Annotated in this window: 21 protein-coding genes and 1 pseudogene; 8 read left to right on the top strand and 14 right to left on the bottom strand. The window is 38.2% G+C overall.

Features of this window, described 5'->3' with window-relative positions; all coding sequences use genetic code 11:
• Nucleotides 1-636 precede the first annotated feature (636 nt).
• The 6 genes from ACIQXV_RS11180 to ACIQXV_RS11155 all read right to left on the bottom strand — a co-directional run bounded on the left by ACIQXV_RS11180 (nucleotide 637) and on the right by ACIQXV_RS11155 (nucleotide 6,102).
• Nucleotides 637-1,353: a hypothetical protein gene (locus ACIQXV_RS11180; protein WP_402958772.1), complete on the bottom strand. Its 717-nt coding sequence runs from the start codon at nucleotides 1,351-1,353 to the stop codon at nucleotides 637-639.
• A complete protein-coding gene (locus ACIQXV_RS11175; RefSeq protein WP_402958771.1) occupies nucleotides 1,350-2,225 on the bottom strand; it encodes an ABC transporter ATP-binding protein in 876 nt (291 codons plus the stop codon). Before ACIQXV_RS11175 ends, ACIQXV_RS11180 begins: the two co-directional genes overlap by 4 nt.
• Nucleotides 2,225-2,587, bottom strand: coding sequence for a GntR family transcriptional regulator (locus ACIQXV_RS11170; RefSeq protein WP_009674166.1), 363 nt, complete (start codon nucleotides 2,585-2,587; stop codon nucleotides 2,225-2,227). The genes ACIQXV_RS11175 and ACIQXV_RS11170 overlap by 1 nt, the downstream gene beginning before the upstream one ends.
• A gap of 524 nt (nucleotides 2,588-3,111) precedes the next feature.
• Nucleotides 3,112-3,609: an IS200/IS605 family accessory protein TnpB-related protein gene (locus ACIQXV_RS11165; RefSeq protein WP_402958770.1), complete on the bottom strand. Its 498-nt coding sequence runs from the start codon at nucleotides 3,607-3,609 to the stop codon at nucleotides 3,112-3,114.
• Between the two features lie 18 nt (nucleotides 3,610-3,627).
• Nucleotides 3,628-4,608, bottom strand: a complete 981-nt coding sequence (locus tag ACIQXV_RS11160) for a hypothetical protein (RefSeq protein ID WP_402958769.1) — start codon at nucleotides 4,606-4,608, stop codon at nucleotides 3,628-3,630.
• 1,317 nt (nucleotides 4,609-5,925) lie between these two features.
• On the bottom strand, nucleotides 5,926-6,102 hold the full coding sequence (locus ACIQXV_RS11155) for a hypothetical protein (protein WP_402958768.1): 177 nt from the start codon (nucleotides 6,100-6,102) through the stop codon (nucleotides 5,926-5,928).
• Between the two features lie 192 nt (nucleotides 6,103-6,294).
• Here ACIQXV_RS11155 and ACIQXV_RS11150 point away from each other — a divergent pair.
• Nucleotides 6,295-6,667, top strand: a pseudogene (locus tag ACIQXV_RS11150) (tyrosine-type recombinase/integrase); the annotation flags it as partial.
• Here ACIQXV_RS11150 and ACIQXV_RS11145 read toward each other — a convergent pair.
• A complete protein-coding gene (locus ACIQXV_RS11145) occupies nucleotides 6,657-7,079 on the bottom strand; it encodes a VOC family protein (RefSeq protein ID WP_402958767.1) in 423 nt (140 codons plus the stop codon). The pseudogene ACIQXV_RS11150 and the gene ACIQXV_RS11145 sit on opposite strands and share 11 nt — an antisense overlap.
• A 147-nt stretch (nucleotides 7,080-7,226) precedes the next feature.
• Nucleotides 7,227-7,793, bottom strand: a complete 567-nt coding sequence (locus ACIQXV_RS11140) for a hypothetical protein (RefSeq protein ID WP_402958766.1) — start codon at nucleotides 7,791-7,793, stop codon at nucleotides 7,227-7,229.
• A gap of 526 nt (nucleotides 7,794-8,319) precedes the next feature.
• Between ACIQXV_RS11140 and ACIQXV_RS11135 the strand changes: the two genes are divergently transcribed.
• Nucleotides 8,320-8,715 (top strand): DUF3888 domain-containing protein, encoded by a 396-nt coding sequence (locus ACIQXV_RS11135; RefSeq protein WP_402958764.1) that lies wholly within the window; start codon nucleotides 8,320-8,322, stop codon nucleotides 8,713-8,715.
• Between the two features lie 190 nt (nucleotides 8,716-8,905).
• Here the strand turns inward: ACIQXV_RS11135 and ACIQXV_RS11130 are convergent, their stop codons facing one another.
• Together ACIQXV_RS11130 and ACIQXV_RS11125 are read right to left on the bottom strand one after the other, a co-directional pair.
• Nucleotides 8,906-9,472 (bottom strand): hypothetical protein, encoded by a 567-nt coding sequence (locus ACIQXV_RS11130; RefSeq protein WP_402958763.1) that lies wholly within the window; start codon nucleotides 9,470-9,472, stop codon nucleotides 8,906-8,908.
• Between the two features lie 360 nt (nucleotides 9,473-9,832).
• Nucleotides 9,833-9,988 (bottom strand): hypothetical protein, encoded by a 156-nt coding sequence (locus ACIQXV_RS11125; protein ID WP_157273185.1) that lies wholly within the window; start codon nucleotides 9,986-9,988, stop codon nucleotides 9,833-9,835.
• Between the two features lie 204 nt (nucleotides 9,989-10,192).
• Between ACIQXV_RS11125 and ACIQXV_RS11120 the strand changes: the two genes are divergently transcribed.
• The 3 genes from ACIQXV_RS11120 (at nucleotide 10,193) to ACIQXV_RS11110 (ending at nucleotide 12,569) form a co-directional block, all read left to right on the top strand.
• Nucleotides 10,193-10,540, top strand: a complete 348-nt coding sequence (locus tag ACIQXV_RS11120) for a PadR family transcriptional regulator (RefSeq protein ID WP_402958760.1) — start codon at nucleotides 10,193-10,195, stop codon at nucleotides 10,538-10,540.
• Nucleotides 10,518-11,543: an HAAS signaling domain-containing protein gene (locus ACIQXV_RS11115; protein WP_402958758.1), complete on the top strand. Its 1,026-nt coding sequence runs from the start codon at nucleotides 10,518-10,520 to the stop codon at nucleotides 11,541-11,543. Before ACIQXV_RS11120 ends, ACIQXV_RS11115 begins: the two co-directional genes overlap by 23 nt.
• A gap of 261 nt (nucleotides 11,544-11,804) precedes the next feature.
• Nucleotides 11,805-12,569: a putative protein N(5)-glutamine methyltransferase gene (locus ACIQXV_RS11110; RefSeq protein WP_402958801.1), complete on the top strand. Its 765-nt coding sequence runs from the start codon at nucleotides 11,805-11,807 to the stop codon at nucleotides 12,567-12,569.
• 281 nt (nucleotides 12,570-12,850) lie between these two features.
• Here ACIQXV_RS11110 and ACIQXV_RS11105 read toward each other — a convergent pair whose 3' ends face one another.
• The 3 genes from ACIQXV_RS11105 to ACIQXV_RS11095 form a co-directional block, all read right to left on the bottom strand.
• Nucleotides 12,851-13,048, bottom strand: coding sequence for a hypothetical protein (locus ACIQXV_RS11105; RefSeq protein WP_402958757.1), 198 nt, complete (start codon nucleotides 13,046-13,048; stop codon nucleotides 12,851-12,853).
• A gap of 168 nt (nucleotides 13,049-13,216) precedes the next feature.
• Nucleotides 13,217-13,504 (bottom strand): hypothetical protein, encoded by a 288-nt coding sequence (locus ACIQXV_RS11100; protein WP_402958756.1) that lies wholly within the window; start codon nucleotides 13,502-13,504, stop codon nucleotides 13,217-13,219.
• A 12-nt stretch (nucleotides 13,505-13,516) separates the two neighbouring features.
• Nucleotides 13,517-14,380, bottom strand: coding sequence for a gamma-glutamylcyclotransferase family protein (locus ACIQXV_RS11095; protein ID WP_402958755.1), 864 nt, complete (start codon nucleotides 14,378-14,380; stop codon nucleotides 13,517-13,519).
• Between the two features lie 589 nt (nucleotides 14,381-14,969).
• Here ACIQXV_RS11095 and ACIQXV_RS11090 point away from each other — a divergent pair.
• On the top strand, nucleotides 14,970-15,563 hold the full coding sequence (locus tag ACIQXV_RS11090; protein WP_402958754.1) for a dienelactone hydrolase family protein: 594 nt from the start codon (nucleotides 14,970-14,972) through the stop codon (nucleotides 15,561-15,563).
• A gap of 126 nt (nucleotides 15,564-15,689) precedes the next feature.
• A complete protein-coding gene (locus ACIQXV_RS11085; protein WP_402958752.1) occupies nucleotides 15,690-16,175 on the top strand; it encodes a metallophosphoesterase in 486 nt (161 codons plus the stop codon).
• 539 nt (nucleotides 16,176-16,714) lie between these two features.
• Here the strand turns inward: ACIQXV_RS11085 and ACIQXV_RS11080 are convergent.
• Complete coding sequence (locus tag ACIQXV_RS11080) at nucleotides 16,715-16,897, bottom strand: Fur-regulated basic protein FbpA (protein WP_402958750.1); 183 nt, start codon at nucleotides 16,895-16,897, stop codon at nucleotides 16,715-16,717.
• A 348-nt stretch (nucleotides 16,898-17,245) separates the two neighbouring features.
• Between ACIQXV_RS11080 and ACIQXV_RS11075 the strand changes: the two genes are divergently transcribed.
• Nucleotides 17,246-18,199 (top strand): aromatic acid exporter family protein, encoded by a 954-nt coding sequence (locus tag ACIQXV_RS11075; protein WP_402958748.1) that lies wholly within the window; start codon nucleotides 17,246-17,248, stop codon nucleotides 18,197-18,199.
• Nucleotides 18,200-18,232 lie beyond the last annotated feature (33 nt).

The following is an 18,232-nucleotide window of genomic DNA, read 5'->3' as shown; positions in this document are numbered from 1 at the left end:
AACAGCAATGGAGTAATATCAAAAAAATGAAGATATAAAACCTTTAGGATTTTGAGAGAAAAAAAGGCTAATTCCTTCGCAGTTTTACCGAGGAATTAGACTAAAAATCTTCAACATCAACAATCGCCCCCGATAGTTCAATACCTAAGGTTTCCATTTCTATAATCAAGGCAATAATTCCTCTAATATATCGAAAAGGAGGAAATTATTTTATTATTATCAAAAGCCTGGGACTCCTTGGCGGCAGGATGGTCATTCGGTTCGAGTAAAAGCTAGGTACCGTCTTGATCATCTGGAGAAACTATCGTTATTCACCTGAATTTTCCGACGGGAACGTCCTCACCCCTGATCCCATTTCCAGAAGGAAGGCGACTCTACAACACAATATAAATTGTGTTTTCTTAGACTCTGAATTCGACGATGACAGCACGAATCCCTTGTTATGACAAGGTTTTCAACTGCTTTTCATGTCGTTCAGCAAGCTCTAATTACATCGGAGTTATCCATAGTTTCGGGATGTGTATAGTTTCCTAAATAGCAAAAAACGGCATCTCTGCCGTTTGCGCTTCTCGAATGCCGCTCGTACACCCGATCCGGACGCTATGTGTTGTTGATAGCGTTCCATCCATTTATTCGTTATCCTTTTCTCGGCATCGGATGCAATGGCGCATGGCGCAGCATCGGATACGTGGCGAATAACGCAACCAGACTCACAGCCCCGACGCATGAAGCGATCGCCATCGCACTCATCTTGAAATTCGACATCCAGTCGAACAAGGCGGAAATAGTGCCTCCATAATAAAGAAATATGCCTGCGACAGTTACGATCATGAACATGATGACGCTGCGGATAAATCCTACCCGATACACGATGGCATAGCCGAAAAAAGAAAGACCGAAGCTTGCCATGCCCGCCATCAGATCGATCCACAAATAGTCGAAGAAATGGTACTCTTCCAGAAACAACCTTGCAACATGCAGAATGCCGGCTTCTACAGAATTCCATCGATAGATCGTGACTAGCGCGTATTGGCAGATGTTCAGACACAAGACGCTGAAAATAACGCCCCCTATGCCCACGCCGTAGTAGGCTTTAAGGAATTGCTCGCGCGTGCTTCCCATTCCGATCGATATCGAAAAGAGGGACTTGAATCCGAAGAGCCCGAAACCGGCGATAAAGAAGTACGCAGGCCCTGATATCGCGGCAAGCGTTTCCCGATCGAGGTCAAAGACCAAGCCGGCGATGATCCATACGATCGTCAACGGAACGGTAATGAACAGCAGCATAAGTTTGGCAAAATACCAGCTCACAGCCTCGTATATCAATCGGAATACCGCGTTCCGTGCGTTCATACGTTTACCTCCGCATCTTCTGTTATATTCAGCAAATAATTTTGCAAGTCCGCTTTCTCAATGGAAAGTCCATAGGCTTGCGCTTGCTCTTTCCATTGCTTCGAATATGGGGCGTCGAGCAACACCCTGATTTTCGATCCTATTGCGCTTTGCTCTAGCACTTTATGACCGTCAATAACGCTTGTCACCGCGCTCCGTTCGCCAGCCAACCATATGCCTTGCTCGCGGAACTCGTCGATCGGTTGATAATGCAGCAACTTGCCCTTGTGCATAACGATCAACGATTCGCAGAGCGTTTGGACTTCTTCAATATGATGCGTCGAAATCAGAATGAGACGAGGCGATTCCTCATGGCTTTCCCTTAATGCCTCATACAGCTTTCTCCGCATCCCGGCATCCAGGCCGTTCGTTGGCTCATCGAGTATCGTTACGTCGGCGTGGCTAGATAAGCCGATAATAAACTGAAGTGCAGATTTCATCCCTTTGGACAGTTTGGATACTTTCTTTTTGCGGTCCAATCTGAAAGTTTCGACCAGACGGTCTGCCGTAGCTTGATCCCAGTTGGCATTGAAATATCGACCGAAACGAAGCGCATCCTGCACCGTCCATATCGTGCTGAACGGATGATCCTCCTGCATGTAGCAAACATGCCGAACTGCCTCCGGGTTACCGTAAGGTGCCGAGCCCATAACTTGAACCGTTCCGCCGTGAGGCCGTTGATGACCGGCCAGTAGTCTCATCAGCGTTGTTTTGCCGACCCCGTTGCGCCCCCACAGCCCCGCGATCACCGGCTCCTTCTCCTCGAACGATACTTTTTCGAGAACGGGAACATTATCGTACGAATACGCCACTTCGTTTACGTATATCATCATTACTCCTCCTCCAGAATTAACTGAACGACCGATTCCTTGCTTAATCCGATTCTCTTCGCTTCTTCCAACAAGGGAAGGACGAACTGTTCGCGATAGTGACGCTGACGTTCCTTCAACAATTGCAGCTTCGCTCCGCTCTTTACAAACATGCCTATCCCTCGCTGTTTATAAATTATCCCTGCATCCACCAAAGCCTGGAGACCCTTGCGTACTGTCGCCCGATTGATGTTATAGAAGCGCGACAATTCATTTTCGGAAGGAATTTGTTCCTCTTCGTTCAATTCGCCCCCCACAATCTCGTCCATGATCATTTGGGCAATCTGTTGAAAAATTGGTTGGGATTCATCTAATGTCGGTTTCATCAAGGACCTCTTTTCTCTAAGAACGATTGTAACGTTGAATGGTTGGTTGCTCGTGTATCCAACTATACATGAATTTGAATTAATTGTCAATAACCGATGCGGCCCAAATAAGCGAAAAAAAACCCTCTACCTCATAAAGAGGCAGAAGGATGCCGAATGCGCCCGCCGCTTAATCGGCGATCCTATATATTAGGGCTTACTGAATGATCAATTCAACACACCCTGCGTTTGTGAGGGCACGCCAGAAATTCCTATGCCAACACCGGCACCGTCAAGGCCACCAGGGCAGATACCCCAGGGGTGACTTTACCAAATAGGAAAAAATTGTACGTTTAGCCTGTTAAATGTATTTTTCGTCAAAGCAGAGCAATACATTGCGGAGAATCATCAGAATTGGGTCATTGAACAATTTAGTGTATTTTCTAAAGAATGAGTATCCCCATAACTAAAGTTAGGGGTTTCGAAAGAATAGGCTTTAAAAGCCCATTGTCTTTACGTGGGCTACCACAAGTCCCGCTAATACATCAGGCCGAGGCCTTCAGCTTTGCATGTTTTTTCTTCATTATGACGATTTTCTTGGGGGCTTGAAGGAATTGTTTTCTTTCAAGTCCTTTAAAGGCATCCTCTACATGTTTGCGAACAATATTAAAGGCACCATTTACATCTGCATGAATGAGAACTTTCGAGCCTTTTATCTTGTAAAAAGCCCTGCTGCTTCGATACCCACTAAAATTATGATAGTTATCCTCTCCGAAAGTTGGGATGGGATCGTGATCCAAGAAACTAGACTTGGAAGTATAGCTTTCTTCGCGGTCGATGACTTGAATTCCTATACGTTCAGCCTTGTATCGAATCATTTCAATAAACGTCGCATACGGAATTTGGATGAAGGTTTGCTTATTGGACTTTTTCATTTCTACCTCCAATTTCCAGCCGACATTTCTTCCTATGATGATAGTATCAATGGTTCTTTCTAGGGCAATTTCCACCACTTTTGCACTTACTTTATGTAAAAAATCCATGACGCGATTATTCCTTTTTCAATCCAAAGAAATCAACCGGCTCGTGGTAAATATTCCCTCTTTTGGACCTTTCCCATTTCTTAAAATACACATGTATTTGCCTCGCAATTTGTTATAGTATTGATTAATCGATTTTAACCCTGTGCCCTTGATAAGCAGAGGCTTAAGCCCCGTGTTATCGACGATAGTTGCAAGGTTACTTACTCCCAAATCAATACCCATTACCCGTTTTGGTGAAAATACAAATTCATTTTTTTCTTTATCTGTTCTTTTGATCTCCTTTTCTTGTTCACCTTTAAAAATGATCTCCATAACATAGCGACTATAGAACGGCACAATCCGAACCTGTTGTAATTTCCCTTTAGAATGAGCGATCTTTCCCAGGTTTAATGGAAGATGAGTTCCTGGTAATTTTAATATATTCCCATCTTTTATTTCAGTAATTTGATTCGTTAAATAGCACGTTGTGCAGCCATTCTTCGGTTTATATTTTGGAATTTTCGGTTTACCGGAAAAGCTGGCAGGATTGATTTTATATTTCTTAGAGGCTTCAAAATAGCTTTTCCAATCATCATATACTTTCTTCATCGTTTGTTGATTGGACTGAGAGGGCATTGAGGTGTAATCGATCTGCTTCATGACCTTAAATAATGCTTCTACAAAGGCATATCCAATGAATGATTTCTCTTGGGTTGGCATTTCGAAGAGATTCAACTTTGGTTCAATTATTTTTCCCTTTTTGTCTACTTTCTTTGGGTGTGCTTTTGCTCTTTCATAGCTTTTCAGGCGAATTTCATTCATTTGAGACAAATAGGTTTCAATATCCATTAAGACTTGAAGTTGGTTTTCATTTTTTATTTCCTTTCTTAATGCCGTGTAAACCTGACGAATATAGTAATTGGTGATGTTGTACAAATTTTTCGCCTTAAAACATAGTGAATCACAGTAATCGAACAACTCATGTTCAGGATGAATTTGTATTTTATAGGAGCTATACATAGCCTTCACCTCCTTTATACAGGAACTAATGTTCTGTTTATATTTTAATTATATCAAAGATTAAACTAAAATGTATAGGGTGATCACTGTTTTTTTAGAAATAATTTAGAAAAATACAGCTTATATCCCCATATCTATAGCTAGGGGTTTTACGCTGCTTTTTGATAAATTAAAGGTCGGTAACCTTGAGTAAGGAGGTTAACGACCTTTTTGTTATCCTATATTTTCCTTAAAATTTGTTGAAATAAAGATCCCTGATAGCATTCGGGAGAAAATCGTATTAAACTGAGGGAGTTTAATAATGCCTTTGACTACCCAGTTACCTGAGTGGTCTTTTTATTTCTAATCCATATAGAGATGGATACTTCAAAAAAAAGCATTAGGAACTTAAAAACTAATTAGCCTTATTAAAAATGTCCTACACATAAAACAGTCGTGTTTAGCATAGAAATATAAAACCAATTTCAAGGGGGGATTATTGTGAATTTAAATGAATTCATCTGGGCTCTTTTAGGTATGATTTTACTTTTCCTTGTAAATTACATTCTTTTGTACAAAAAGCAAAAGGCATTACCCCAAAAAACTTTAAACAAGTGATTGAAAAAGAACCTCCTTTTATCTAGTCAAAGATCAATCGACCAAAAATATAATTACTTTGATTCCGTCTAAAACCACCCTGAGTCATAATCAAGGTGGAATTTTTTGTTTTTTTTGGGTAGGTTAATGAAAAATCTTTTAGCTAAAAAAACACCAAACAATGCAGTCTGATCTTCAATTGTTGTAATGGATTAGTTGAAGGAAACTTACAATATATTAGTTGAATTTTTTATAAAACAAGGAAGATAATAATGATAATTTAAATCAAGGAGTTGAATATTATGTCCCCCCAGAATAAAATACGAAGCATCTTAGGTGTTGATGTACATGCACGTCATTCCGACAAAGATGGTGGAATTTATGAACCCTTCCAAAAACCTTTAATACACAAACGAATAAATGGAAGTATAATAGTTCCACTTAATACGACAAAATTGTGGGGGAAATAAATCTCCCCTATTTATTTTTGCCGAATTCATCAATATTGTACAAAGTCAACAACTTTAGTCCAATAACAGCTGGATTAATTTATTCTTCTTAATTTAATCCTTCTTATATACTTAATCCTTCTTCAACTGCTTCGTTACTTGAATAAGAAAAATGCTACCTATAATATTATGGCAGCCCGATTTTCAACTCTTGCACCTTAGCTTAAGAACAATGATTCACAATCTTCTACTTGTGGTAAATTCCTTCCTTTAATATTAGGAAGGATTTATTCTAATTATTACGTTCCTTTTTTATTTGTAAATTTAAAACAATTTGATATAAACCAAATAGAATCGCTACCGATATTAGAGCTATTAAAGAATGCTCACGAGGAATCGTAAAATATACAATTGCCATTGCAAGGACGAACACTAGGTAACCCCAAATAAAACCTTTTTTAAAAGTCATTTTCACTCCTCCTTTATAAAAGTAAAGCATAATAATTTGAAAAATTTAACAATTGTTTATCTGAATATTAATGAAATTTAACTTAAAAAACTTAGTGTATGTGAGGTAATCTAATCTCGATTTAATTGGAATATTTTATGCCCTTTTATTCAATAAACCTGCCACTTTAGTGGAATAAGAAAAAAAATTTGATTTATTAAATCGATATTTCGTTGGTCACAGGAGGAAGAGTCCCAAAAATCCAGCTGCGAAAATCAAAGATCCTAAACAAGGAAAACGGATTCCAAAATTTTTAACAGAGATAGAAATTGAACATTTGAGGGAAGCGAGTTTTACTCCAATGGAAAAGGCATTATTTGAATTTATGTTTTCAACAGGTTGTAGAATAGGTGAAATTGTTTCTCTTGATAAAAATTGTATTAATTGGTCAAATCGTTCTTCCATTGTGCTTGGAAAGAGTGATAAGGAAATGGAGGTCTACTTTAATATACGGTGTGATATCTGGCTCAAGCGATACTTAGACCTCCGCCAGGATAAAGACCCAGCTATTTTTGTTACTGAACGCCTTGCGGCATTTTGCTCATATCCATATACAACGCGTTCCACCGATGACCGTCCGGATCGGCAAAACCGCAGCCGTACATCCAGCCACCCTTTTCTTCCGGCTTGCTGAATACAGTGCCGCCGGCACGTTCGGCTTTCAAGGCGAACTCATCAACTTCATCCCTGGAGTTCGCCCCCAGAGAGAATAACACTTCAGTGCCCTGCCACGAATCCGCAACCGCATTACCAGCAAAACCGCGGAACGCGGATTCCGGGAAGAGCATCAAAACAACCTGATTGTCGCCGACGATCAAGCTGAATGAGCCGTCTTGACTCGCATACTGCTCATTCAACCGAAAACCGAGCTGGATATAAAACGCCTTTGCCCGTTCTGGTTCTTGCACTGGCAGGTTCAACCATAATTCTCTCGACATACCTAACAACCTCCTGATATAGAGATGCAGTAATCACTCACCCCTATATAAATTCAAACTTATTATAATCTTTCCTTCTTGTTTGGAAATAATTCCTTCTTTAGCTATCCTGCCAAGTTACTTGAAGAAGAGAAATTTCTTCGCACCTCATAAAAGCAAAGCACTCGTTTTTTCTTTTATAATATTTGCATATTGTTCAATTTCGTTTAATATCCTTGCTCTACCCTTTTCACTTTGTGTCCATTTGGTAGGTATAATATCTCTATTATCTTGTAGTGGTAATACATCTAAAACCTTATCGTCATTTGCATAAATAGAAGCCAAGAAATAGAATCGTTTACAAAAGAATGATTTTCCAGCCAATAAGATATTTTTATTACTGGTGTTGTTGAGAAAACTAAATGCTGATTGAATTACACCGTCCACCCCTTTTATACTGTTACTAGTAGGAATTGGCATTAGTTTTTTCTTTTCGATACCTTTTTTTATTAAAAGTGGGGAATAAAAATCAAATTCACTACATTTTAAGAAATCATTAAAAACTTCGGGAATCATAATTAAATTTGCTCCCGATTTCTCATAGTAATCCAATAATTGTTCATTTAGCTCTGGAAAGTGACCTGGATGATAAAGAATAACATCAGGTTTTTCAAAAAGATTAATTCTATCCATAAATACCATTTCATCTATACATTCAATTACTGATTTATTCACTGTCTGGCTCCCCTCCGTCAATATATGCATTAAATTAGCATTAACTCCTTTTTAAATTCTCTACAAATAACAAAAGATCCTTCTCCTACTTCAACTATACTGACCGTTACTTTAAGTGCATAATGTCAAAATCTCTTTAAAATTTAGTTTAAAAATCTACTTTCTTTAAAGGACTTGCTCCACAATCTGGGGTGTTTACAGAAGACTGAACTTATTGAAAATCAATCATTCTTGTATAACAACTATAACATTTTTGATTCTCAAAAATCTTTTATCACCAGAGGGTTTGAAATGGTAAACAGTCTTTCATTCTTTGGTACCCTTTTGTCATTCAGTGTTAAAAACTATGTCAAGGATGGTACATTTCAGTGGCTGTAATCAGCGTGACCCTTTTTTCGAACTTTGTTCAAGTAATAAATCAGCTTTTCCGTTTAAGACAAAGGGAATTGAGGTAACTAATAAAACGGGTATGGTATTAATAACATCGGATTGGACAAAATAATGTAAAAATAAACGAGGTTCTTTTATGAAAAAAAGCATTTTAATATTGATTGCCTTCTTAACCCTTTTCTCTTATTCACCCGTTAAAGCCGAAACCGTAACAAAAAATGATATACAGTTGCGTGATGACTTGATTTTCATTTTGCTTTATCCCTCAATACAACAGGAATTGAAAAAGCAATATGGCGAAATTAAACAAAATTATTGTAGTCATATAACCCAAATTAAGAAGCTGCCACAAGGCAGTTTCTTATTTCATGTCACCTTGCAGGTAACAACATTTGAAGGTGCTCACAGTCCCCCATATGATTTGGTGACGATCACTTTTAGTAATGAAAAAACCATCGAGTGGCAGGCTATTGATTTCAAAAGAAGAAGGTTAAAGCCAAATGAAATAACTAAATGCAGACATCCATTGTAATAAGGTAATTATATTTCGATGCAAAATAAAATCGGGTACAGTGTAGTCTGTATCCGATTTTTTATGCTGTTTTATTTGTGATATTAATTGCTATTTGTTTGTCTTTTTAAGAGACGAAAGTGTTTTTTCCCTCCCTAAACGGAACCCCTTAGGATGTACTCCAAGTATTTTTACTATTTTATGAGTTAGGTTAGAGAATATCTCTTTTCAAAGAGCTTTTAATCAGCTTCATCTCTCCATTTTTAGGGATTATTTCACTGATGTTATCATATTTTTCTTTTAAATCGTTTTGATTCTCCACTACATATTCCTTAAAGGAACAGCAAAAGAGTTTGCGTTCCACTCTTCCTTTTTCTCCAATTAGATTAAACCAACCCTGCCCCACGTAAAAAGGATTCGTTAGTAATTTATCAATGATAGAAGCTATACCATCCTTTTCTCCTTCTGGACTAAATTTCGTTTTAGAGGAAAGGGCGAGAATAAAATAATTTTTAAACCGGTCTAATTCAAGTAATTGCAGATGGTACTTCGCGCGTTGCATTTGATTGAAATTTTTCAGGACGGTTTTGATGCTTTTCTCAACATCAATATCAAATTTACTTGCATCCTTCCAAGTCGTTAAACGGGAATCAAAAATGGACAAAGTGAGTATATAAAAGGCAGCATATTTTTTTGGATCAAATTCATGAACCACCCGTTTTTCCTCTTCCGGTTCAACAATAAACTTTTTATAGTTAGCAAAGAAATTTTCAATCATTTCGTATACCTTCTTTCATACCTTGATAGAATGGTTTAATAAAATGGCTTACTCTTTTTCTATCTGCAGCTCTGTGCATGTTAAAGTACATCCAGGAGTGATTTACTCATTATCTCTCTATATCGCAAAGTTCATCTTGTATTCTGTCAAACATCTATAAGCCGGTGAATCTTCGTTTTATATCCTATATATTCCTTCATTAAAGTCAAAAATCCTGCTCTTTCTTCCAAAAATCCACATCTTTCACCGTTTTTGATGAAAAAGTCCCATAACATCATAAGGATTTTGTCGTAAAAGGCAGCCCCCCGTGTACTAAAGCTTTTGCGCATCGGAGGGCTGCCCCTGAAAGTTCGGATGGTGTTAATTCTTATCTGCGGTTATGTCGTTATAGGGTAAGATAAGCTTTTTTACCCTGTCGTAACTCATAGAACCAATTTCTTGCATTAATCTTGGGATTGACTCTTCAGGATAGCCGTATTCGCGAAGTAACTTTTTCATCTTTTCTTTATGTTCCAAGCTGGCACCCCCGATAAATAGTATGGTTAGTGTCCCCTTTTGTTGAAAAAAACATTTACCTCGAAGCATACGAATTAAAAACTTTCTTAATTTTAGTTATAAAACCTAAACATATTTTTTCATATTGAATAATATACATTATCCATCGCTGTTTAAATGACAATAGTGGATGACATACAGTAAAAAAAATGAGGTGATCAACGCATGGGTTCTTTGTTAGATATATTTACCACCGAACTAAGAAGAGGAACGCTCACACTTGCCGTATTAAGTCAATTACGGGCACCCCAATACGGCTATTCACTCGTCCAACGGCTTGAAGATGCCGGTGTGGCCATTGAGCAAAGTACATTGTATCCCCTGTTGCGGCGATTAGAGAAACAGGAACTCGTGACGAGCAGCTGGGACACAACGGAAAGCAGGCCGCGGAAGTATTACGTCTTAAGTGACTACGGAATTGAGGTTTACAAGCAATTGAAGGATGAATGGAAAAAGATGACACTTGAACTAAAATCATTATTAAAAGGAGATGAAGACCTTGAATCTGATTGAGGTTTATATATATGAAGTAACAAAAAGGCTTCCTGTTAAGTCGCGAGATGATATTGCTCTCGAGCTAAGGTCCACCATCGAGGATATGCTCCCGGAAAATTATTCGGAAGTAGATGTGAAGGACGCACTTACGAAACTCGGTAATCCAGCTGTGCTTGCTGCAAGCTATCATGATAAACCTATTTATTTAATTGGACCAAATCTATATGACAATTATATTCTGACAATGAAAAGGGTTATCCCATGGGCCATTTTGATTTCAATCTTCATTCATATCTTCGAGAATATTGTGTTCTTTTCGGGTAAAGAAGCCATACTTTCTGTGGCCATTAACACCATCGGGATTTTGATCGGCAATGTCATAAATGTGCTTATACAAGTGTTCTTTTGGATTACGATAGTATTTGCCGTCGTAGAAAGAGTTGGCATCTCAAACCCTGATCTGCCACATAATAAGAAATGTAAAAAATGGACGCCAGAGGATTTAAAGAATGCCGAAATCATACCCAAGAAAAAAGCCATTTCAAAAGCAGATGTTGTTTTCAGCTTCATCTGGACAGCCATTTGGGCAATTGCATATTTCAATGCTGACCATCTTGTTGGCATTTACCGATCAATGGATGGGAACGGAAATGGATTGCAATTCGTTATGCCAATATTTAATCAGGATACCCTGCTGTCATACTGGCCGATCGTCCTGATTTTTATCGTTTTGGAACTAGCTTTGATCGTTTATAAATGGAATGCAGCTCAATGGACTATGAAACTTGTAATTGTGAATGCAATCATTCATGTATTGAGCGTGATTGCTTTTATCGTCATTGCAAGCAATCCGCATTTGCTCAATGATGCAATCATTCCCCATACAGCGGAATTGCTTGAAACCACTTCTTCCACTGTAGCTAATTCCTTGGATTGGATCTGGCGGCTCATCGTAGCTACCTTCGTTGTCACCACGTTGTTTGAAATCTTCGATAGTTATCGTAAAGCTAGAATCAGATGATGATAGAAAAACCTCAGAGCTCTCAAAAAAAAGGTTCAAAGACCATGGGGACGGTTCTGCTGGCTTTTTTGGACAACAAGAAAAAAGTGAATGGAAAAGACCACGAGAACCGTCCCTGTGGTTTATGCTTCCAAAGGAATCTTAATTGAGAAGGACTTTTCCAATTTTTAACGAACTTCCTATAATAACCGTTATAAAGATTGGGTGGTATTTATAGGAAAGCAAAATAAACTTTATATTGATGACCAATTAAAAAAAAGTATGATCGAGAGACTTCAGACCGCCGGTTGTGTTTTTGCCGAAGATGAGGCTAAGCTTCTTATATCTGAGGCACGGACATTGGATGCCCTGTCCGCTATGGTCAATCTTCGTATAACTGGTATCCCCCTTGAACATGTCCTCGGTTGGGCAGAGTTCTGCGGCATCAGGATAAAAGTTGACCCAGGAGTCTTTGTCCCCCGCCGCCGCACTGAGTTTCTCGTCCAAAAGGCAGTTGACTTTTCATTGCCTGGTGCCATTGTCGTTGACCTTTGTTGCGGTACTGGTGCGGTGGGCGTCTCAATAGCCAAAGCACTGGGGGGGATTGAGTTGTATGCAGTCGACATCGACCCTGCTGCGGTACGCTGTGCGCTTGGCAATGTTTCTAGCCATGGTGGTCTCGTTTATGAAGGTGACCTCTATGAGCCACTACCAGCTACACTGCGAGGGAAAGTCGACATCCTAGTAGCAAACGCACCTTATGTACCTACCGAGGTAATCAAGCTGCTTCCCCAGGATGCACGTCTACATGAACCGAAGTTGGCACTTGACGGAGGAGATGATGGACTTGACATTCAGCGTAGAGTGGCAAATGAAGCTTGTCTCTGGCTTGCTTCGGGTGGGCATTTATTAGTAGAGACAAGCGAAAGGCAGGCACATCAGACCTTTGAAATCTTTACCCGATACGGGCTAATACCTCAGATAGCACGCAATGATGAACTGGACGCTACTATCGTAATTGGAACCAAACCCACTCCTCTTGAATAAATCAGGGAAGCTATTTTTTTCGCAAAAACTGGCCTGTCATTAGGTTTCGAAGCTTTATTCAACTCCATGTAAGAAAGATGTTTTTCAAATTTTACTGTGTGATTCATGGATGGCTAACCGGTATGTTCATGCACTGGAAAAAGGGTCAGACCTTAGGGTAGAGCATTTAATTTCTTTTCGGTTCATTATTTTGTTCTTCCAACATAAGAACACCTCAGGGACGGTTCTCATGATTTTAAAATAGGTTAAAGCAGGCCATCAGAACCGTCCCTATGGTTCCTTTAAACACTTTTGCGTTCTTTTTTTATCTGGTTAAGGGTCATCATTAAACTAGTTAATCCCGCAGTTAACGAAGGTGGAATACTTAACAAGAGATAATTCCATTTTCCAGTAAACAATGATAGGCAGAAAAAAAGAATTGGAAATCCAATTAATACAATTAACGATGCATACAATCCAAATTTTGTACTTTTTTTCATTTTGACCCTGCATTTTCATTATTAAATTGGACAATTAAACTTCCGATGGCTATAACTCATATTTTAATTTTAACATAAATATCCAAATATCCCTTAAAAATCTCAGTGTGTTATAGCCTTAATCCACCGCTAGTCTTACCATCATTGCTAAAAACTTTATAAACATTTTTATAAATCATTAAATGAATCCAAGCCACCTTTTACTTCCTGCTTCCGATTCCAAACATTGTATTCACGAAGAAAGACTGGTACACAGACCTCCAAATCCATTGGATAGCCCTCAAGTATTTTCAAATGATTCAATATCGATGAACATCTAAAAACGGATAGTGTCAGTTTATATTGGTAGTCAAGCTCACGAGCCCTTTGCCGCATCATTTCCAGTGATTTTGCTGGGACATCCTTATGAAGCACTAAAGTCCGAGGAATTTCACCGTTGAAGAATTGCTTTGCCATCGTAGTAAGTTATTAATCTTCTAAATTAAAATTTTCTTTTAATTGTTTTCTTAGTTTTTCCATATAATCTGCACTCAGAAATCCGTGGCCTCCTCGAAGTATTTCTTCGATATAATGATTTGGCGGCGCTGTTTCCGGTTCTTTATCAACGACGACAAATGTAAATACGTTTTTGATTGCCCTACCATTTATGGTGATATCAATTAATGCGGGCCGATAACAGCCTGCATTTACACCTTCTCTTCGATATAAATATGAAAGAGCCTCTAGTGGTATTTCATAGACTTTTCCTTCCACCGTGCCAGGTTCCTCGACGATGTCAGCCCGACCTCCGTCGTGAGACCTTTTAGTAAATCGTAATGTATAACCATCTAAAATGCCGAAGCCGATTACTTTTTGAAAATAGTGGTTAACACCGGCAGTTCGGAACCGGACATCATCCATACAGCTGCCATAAGCAAAATAAAATAATGATTGATTTTGGTTAAGTAGTTGATTGACACTCCAGTCTCCGTTCTTTATTTGCATCAGGTTTCGTGTTAATTTTTCATTCGAAAAAATGTAGACAAATGCTTCATAACTTTCTGTATCGGTATGAATAAGCTGCTTTGTCCGTAGGTAGTAATTATTTTGTTTAGGGCCGTGGTATCCCTCAAGTGTATCGAGTGCCTTAAGCTGAAGTTGATCTACCTGATAAATCTCCCCGTAAACTCTGCCACTAGCCGAAGGCACTAAATAGGGGTAACCAAACTCTGAATCTATCAGCTTGCCAACTGTCCAACACTGACTGGCAAGACAGGTAGCACCACTCAATAGATGATGATTTCTTTGATGCTTTCTTAATGTTCCATATACGAAAACCAATTGTTTATTCACTGGACCTCACTCCTTACATTTGTTAGCATTTCGATTTGCCTTAAAGTTCTCTTCAGATTTCTGCTATCGTGAAAAACTGCAGTTATTAACTTAAGCGTGTCATAACAGACTTCAACATTAAACGTCTCAGATGAGGTATGCTCATTCATGTACCCGGCAGAAAGATTCACACTTTAAGTGCCATGAAATCCTCAATTTCAGGAAACGATTTCTCTTATAAAAATCAGGTATTCCAGCATTTCATTTGACCATCTCCTCTTTTCATGATGGTCTCAGTATATAAAAAACGCGATGGCAGCCCTGTCATCGCTATTTTCTCCTTTTCAATTTCTTCATCAACCCGGGACATGATATAGAATCGACATTTCCCAGTGAAATAGTAAGCTCCTTGATGCCTTTTAGTTTGGAATATTGGCGGGAATCCATTATTGATTAATTTTTGCACTAAATACCCTGAAAATTGATTTAAATGTAATCTTTCCAGAAAGAGAAGATTAGTGATTGGTACTTCAATCACTTTGTCGGAGGCGCAACTTGACAAATTTCCAAATTTTGAATAGCGTGAGATAAGGAGAAATGGAGGTATAAATTGATAAACATAGAGAACAATTCTGACACAGTAATCATTGTTATCCATGAAATTTATGGAATTAACCAGCATATGAAAGATATTTGTCAATCGTTATCAGAAAAAGATTTTGATGTCATTTGTCCAAATTTTTTACAACAAGGAGCACCTTTTGATTATTCTCAAGAGGAAGTTGCTTATGATAATTTTATGAAAAATATAGGTTTTACTCATGTATTGAATAAAATTAAAAGTCTATTAGAAGAAATTAAAGACAAATATAAAAAAGTATACATTATCGGATTTAGTGTCGGGGCAACTATTGCTTGGTTGTGTAGTAAAGATGAAAATATCAATGGAATTGTCGGTTACTATGGTTCACGAATTAGGGATTATGTAGAAATAGATCCGCTACCTCCCATAATGCTATTTTTCCCACAAAAAGAGCAATCATTTGATGTTGACAAGTTAATTTTATGCTTAGAAGAAAAGAATATCGAGATACATAAGTTTTACGGACACCATGGATTTAGTGACCCATTCTCTCCAAAATATAATGCAAAATCGGCACAAGAAGCATTTAGGAAAATGGTTGATTTTTTTCTAAAACATTGATAGTCCAAAACTGAACATCTAAATTTTTTTGGAAACAAATACGAAAGAATTAAAGGAAACATCATCGGGCCCAACGAAATACTTATTTCAAAGCAGCACTAAAAGTAACCATTAGGAGCGATCGGTATGAAAATTTCGATTTTGTCGGATATTCATGAAGGATTAAATCGAAAAAATACGAAAGCTGATGTCATGGGTGTTTTAAAAAAATGGAGTGCAGCCCATTTACCTGATGTGTTTATTACTAGTGGCGACATAGCTGCAGGCCCCGAAAAAAGCCTTGCCCTTTTGAATCAACTACAAAGTGAATTTCCTCAAACCAAGGTTTTATTTGTTCATGGGAACCACGATATTTATCACGAGAATTCAAAATTTGCTTATGAAACCTTACTTGAATTTCCGGGCAACCTTGGAAATGGTCCGGTGGAATTATGTGGAATCGGGTGGTTATTGGTGATGGCGGCTGGTATGATTACACATTCGGGCTCAAAGAATACACGAAAGAACAATTCTCACTTGGTCAATACAATGCCTTCACATGGCCAGACAAGATTTATGCGCACTGGCCAGGACATGATCAGAAGGAAACAGAACGATATCTCGCACAACTAGAGCATTGGTTAAGGAAATATCATGATAAAAATATCATCATGGTAACCCATGTTGTCCTCTTCTCACATTTTGTATTGTGTAATGGGGATCCAAGTTGGGATTTTTTTAATGCTATGATGGGTAGTTCTCGCTTCGGAGAACTTGCTGTAAAATATGGTGTTAAAAAATATATTTCGGTCATATTCATTCACGATATCATGAGCAATATAAAGGTATCGAAATGATATGCAATCCATTAGGCTACTATCCACATGAATGGGATTACAAATCTGCGGAGGAAGAGATCTCTTCAAGAATCAAAGTAATTGAGATTTTATAAATTTGCCCATGTGTGAAAAAAAGGGCAGACCCCTAGCGCACTAAAACGTTAGCATGTCGGGGGACTGGCCCACTGGCCTAATACTAGAGCCGCTTTTTAGTTTGGATACTTTTTTCTAGGCTATACAACAGAAAAGTGCCAGGCACGTTCCAGATTTCTGGATTGTGACTGGCACTAGTTTTAATTTTTTATGATCATGGCAGCTTACTCAACTGAAAAACTATATCCACTGAATAGAACCGAACTCCCCATGTGGATGGTTTTCCAATTTGTATCTTTTATATTCATACTCTAACCTTGAAAGCGGTAATTCGTACAGCAGTTTGTCCTCTTTCTTATATACATTAAAAAAAATAAGCTTATTGATAAGTTTTTGTCTCTTCTTTTCCATGTTATTTTTCATAAGAAACACTCCCCCAAATTTAAATGCTTCATTTCCTTTTTCGTTAAGAAAGACTTAACCGTTCCATTTATCAACCTAAGAAATTCCCATTTGGTTCGCTTATTTATTCTTGTTAAATTTATTATAAATACATTATTCCTATCTGTAAAGTATGAATTAAATTTAAATGAAAAAAGGGCTACAGGAAGGGCCTCAGGGACGGTTCTCATGGCCTTTTTTTTTCTTTCTTTGTCCAAAAAAAGCCAGTAGAACCGTCCCCCTGGTCACCCTTGGTCACCCAAAAAACTAGATGGTTTCGGCATTTTTATGTATACTTATGTAATGATCCAGAATGATTAGAGGTATGATATGTTCCCATTGAAAATCGGTTATCGAACCATCAAGACTGCCATCGGAGCAGCTGCAGCGATTAGTATTGCTCAATTTTTCGGGTTGAATTCCTTTGCTTCTGCGGGTATCTTGACAATTCTTTGTGTAAAGAATTCCAAAAAAAAGTCGTTGCAGGCTGCCTATTCCAGATTTATCGCATGCATGATTGCCATCGGATTTTCGTTTATCTTCTTTGAAACGATTGCCTACCATCCTGTGGTACTTGGATTGCTGCTATTGGTGTTTATACCAGTTACAGTCTTTTTTAAAGTTTCAGAAGGGATCGTAACCAGTTCGGTTATAATTCTTCATCTCTTCACAGCCAAAAAGATAACGCTTGATATTGTATTCAACGAGATCGCTCTTATTGCGATTGGAATTGGAGTCGCTCTTTTTGTTAATTTATATATGCCGAGCCTTGACGCTAAATTAAAACAATATCAAGTGAAGATAGAAGAAGATTTCCGAACCATCTTTCAAGAAATGGTCTCTTACCTTCGGACCAATGAAAGCCGTTGGGTGGGTAAAGAAATCATTGAAACAGCCCGCTTGCTAGAAGAAGCAAAAAGCATAGCGTTTCGGGATGTCCAAAACCATTTTTTACGAACACAAGATTATTATTACCATTATTTTAAGACGCGTGAAAAACAATTTGAAATTATTGAACGGATCTTGCCGATGGTGACATCCATTGATCTGCTTGTCACCCAAAGATATATGATAGCGGACTTCCTTGAAGAATTAAGCGAAGCCATTCACCCAGGAAATACGGCACAACTTCATTTAAATCGCTTGGATGATTTGCATAATCAATTTAAAGATGAACGTCTCCCGACATCCCGGGATGAATTTGAGGCGAGAGCCCAGTTATTTCAACTCCTGAAAGAGATTGAACAATATTTATTGATAAAGAAATCATTAAAAGTGGATTAACCACAGGGACGGTTCTCTTGGCTTTAAATGAGG

The organism is Neobacillus sp. NPDC097160, from assembly GCF_044762155.1.
GTDB lineage: Bacteria > Bacillota > Bacilli > Bacillales > Cytobacillaceae > Neobacillus.
This window is presented reverse-complemented; position numbering and strand designations above follow the sequence as displayed.